Genomic DNA, 2,601 nt, shown 5'->3' with positions numbered 1-2,601 from the left:
AAAAACCCGGCGCTTCACAGTACCGGGTTCTCTCTTCCTTCTCACCACTAACTTGCTTTGACTTTGAGCAACCTCAGCGCCAGCATGGCCCATTGCAGATATGCTTCCAGTCGTTGCTGGTACTCTTTCCCTGGTGGGCGTTGACCTTCCTTGTGGGCTATCGTCCTCTCGATACCGGCGAGGCTCTTTCTCAGCTCCAGGTTCCTGCGTATTCCCACCATTCTCTGTCTTGCTGACTCAGGAGACAGGCTCCCAAGTCCAAAGAGGGGCAGTTGTCTGTAGTCCTGTGTTCCCAAGTTAATTTGGTTCCACGCCATTGCTGCTTGCCACGGTCGTTTCTGGATTTGCTGGATGGCCTTCCCACAACCCAGACAGACCATATTCCAGCGCACAGGAGGACCTATAACCTTCTGCATTTGCGCCCGGCCATGACAACTATCGCAAGCTGCCACAGGAACGCTGAGCGGGTCGTGGTGCCCATAGGCTACTGTTTCAGTCTGGTTGTAGTGTTCATCTGATTTGAGCTCCGCCAAGAGCTTCTCACGCTTCTCTTTTGCGTATTCGAGAGTTAGGCCTTTTCTGATTTGTTCCATGTTCAGTCCAGAATGATTTTTCTCTTGTCTCGCTTGGGAGTGCCTTGTTCTTTCTGGTCCGATGTAGAGCTGATGACTTCGGGCTCTTTGGCCTCGCCCCTTTGTAGTTCGTCAAGACTGCCCAGCCTTGGAAAGCTCTTTCCCGCTCCAGCCCTTCTTGGTCTGGGCTCTGTTACCTCAATCGCTATTTCATCCCCTTCACGGAACTGCGGGTAACAACCAAAGCGGTTGGCATAGCGATTCAACGACATTTTGAGCAGCCGGTATTTCTTTGGGCAGGTTATTTGTACTGACGCATCAGATCTGCAAGCTGCATCGAGCCGATGGAAAAATTCCTCCGGTATCCCCTTTACAAGGAGCTCGCTCAACTCATCCATATGCCTTGAGCTGGTTGGCATCGGATATGGCAACCTCCGGTATTCTCTGTAGATGTACCGCTTGATGACGACATGAAAGACGAATGCGGCAAAACCCCACAAAGGGCCATTGAGGAACCCCGCACCGATAAGCAGCGCCGACGGGAAGGGAAACCCCACGAAACTCGGCAGGATTTTAATCTTCGCCATCGGTGTTGACTGGCGCACACTCTCACTCATTTGCTGATCCTTTACGTGCAACCTTGTACTGCACTTTCAGATCGTAACCATCCACTTCCTGATGAAGAACTTTCACGGGTACACCTTCAACGGTCCCCAGGTACACGCTCAGCTCAACTTCCGGAACATCGTCCCTGAGACCTAGTACATTGCGCCACCCAGTCGATGTCTTCTGGCAGTGAGCGCCCACCCTGTCATGCCGGTAGTAAATGTCTTTGTTATCTCCTTGGCAGATGAAGAATCCACTAACCTGCCCCGTCCTTAACACCCACTTGCGGTTGTGGAAGGTAGCTTCTTTCTCCACCTCAGTGGACTTGTCTATAGCCACCTGGCTTACCACCAGCTCTTGTGCGGCCAAATCAGACACAAGGCCTATTACCAACGCGGATAACAGAGCGGCCATAGCCGCCCGTGTCATCATACTGCCGCCTCGTGAGTGGCATCGGCAAAGAATTTGCCTTGTTTGTAGATCTCGTCCTTCTCGAACGCGATAGCATCTGCACGACTGCTGAATGGGCCATAGCTTTTACCGTCGATCAGAACCTTCCACTGGCAACGCCAAACACGAGTCCATGCCGCGATCTTTGACTCGTCTGAACAAAGTCCGCGAATAACGTAGAACGCGATCATTAGAAATCCGTTCGTCGGCACGATGCGCGAAACCCTTGTTTTACTGTATTCCTGCACTTCAAGGCCTTTGAATGAAACCTCATCGGCAAACCCGCAGACCTCACCATTTTTGATTACGATGCGCTTTTTGCTCATAACCTACCCCACTAATCCAAAATAATTTTGCGCTTGCCTGGCTGTACTTCGATTGGCTCTTCCTTTTGCACCTTTGGTGCCGGAGCTGATGAGCTGACAACCACCGGTTCTCTTTCTGGGTTTTGTTGCTGGCGCTCACGGAGTTCATCCACTGAGGGAGGCTCATTGCTTGGTCGTTCAGCCCTTTCAGCACGTCGGGCTTCTCTTAACAACTCATCAATTTCGGAGTCGCTCCGGTTGTTCATAAAAGCTCTATAGGCAAAGAAAATCAGCACCGGCACTATTGCCACCAAGAAGAAAGGAAATGAGCTTCCGCTATCTTCCACTGGCTTGGTACTGGCCGCGCCTGTATCGAACATGGTACGAATAACCGTTGGCGCGGTCATGATCATAATTGCAGGCATTATCCCCATCACAATTCCTGATGGGCTCTGCCTCATAATTCCACTAGCAACCCAAACACCAGCATCAACACCGCTATGACTTTGACGAAAGAGCTATCCATTAGACCGATCATGGAGTCACTTACCTCCTCGAACGGACTTTGAAACGCACTGGTATTGCGGTCGGTGTCTTGTGCAGCACCAATCTGCTTGGGAGGTTCACTCTTTGGTGCAGTCTCTATGGATAGCGCTGGTGGTTGGCTG

Annotated in this window: 5 protein-coding genes and 1 pseudogene; all 6 read right to left on the bottom strand. The window is 51.4% G+C overall.

The window, feature by feature from the left end; genetic code table 11:
* Positions 1 to 47 precede the first annotated feature (47 nt).
* Positions 48 to 593 carry a hypothetical protein gene (locus BHE89_RS14320; RefSeq protein ID WP_011872836.1) on the bottom strand — a complete coding sequence of 182 codons (546 nt, stop codon included), beginning with the start codon at positions 591 to 593 and terminating at the stop codon, positions 48 to 50.
* A 2-nt stretch (positions 594 to 595) separates the two neighbouring features.
* The gene (locus BHE89_RS14315) at positions 596 to 1,189 is read right to left on the bottom strand and encodes a hypothetical protein (RefSeq protein WP_069370009.1); all 594 of its coding nucleotides are present in this window, start codon (positions 1,187 to 1,189) and stop codon (positions 596 to 598) included.
* Positions 1,182 to 1,610, bottom strand: coding sequence for a hypothetical protein (locus BHE89_RS14310; RefSeq protein WP_069370010.1), 429 nt, complete (start codon positions 1,608 to 1,610; stop codon positions 1,182 to 1,184). The genes BHE89_RS14315 and BHE89_RS14310 overlap by 8 nt, the downstream gene beginning before the upstream one ends.
* Complete coding sequence (locus BHE89_RS14305) at positions 1,607 to 1,954, bottom strand: hypothetical protein (RefSeq protein ID WP_069370011.1); 348 nt, start codon at positions 1,952 to 1,954, stop codon at positions 1,607 to 1,609. The genes BHE89_RS14310 and BHE89_RS14305 overlap by 4 nt, the downstream gene beginning before the upstream one ends.
* A gap of 11 nt (positions 1,955 to 1,965) precedes the next feature.
* Positions 1,966 to 2,367, bottom strand: coding sequence for a hypothetical protein (locus BHE89_RS25900; protein ID WP_286146166.1), 402 nt, complete (start codon positions 2,365 to 2,367; stop codon positions 1,966 to 1,968).
* 23 nt (positions 2,368 to 2,390) lie between these two features.
* Positions 2,391 to 2,601 (bottom strand): annotated as a pseudogene (locus BHE89_RS25895) (hypothetical protein); the annotation flags it as partial.

The sequence above is a fragment of the Shigella sp. FC1967 genome (assembly GCF_001743005.1).
GTDB lineage: Bacteria > Pseudomonadota > Gammaproteobacteria > Enterobacterales > Enterobacteriaceae > Proteus.
The sequence above is the reverse complement of the archived record's forward strand: the minus strand, read 5'-3'. Positions and strand labels throughout refer to the sequence as shown.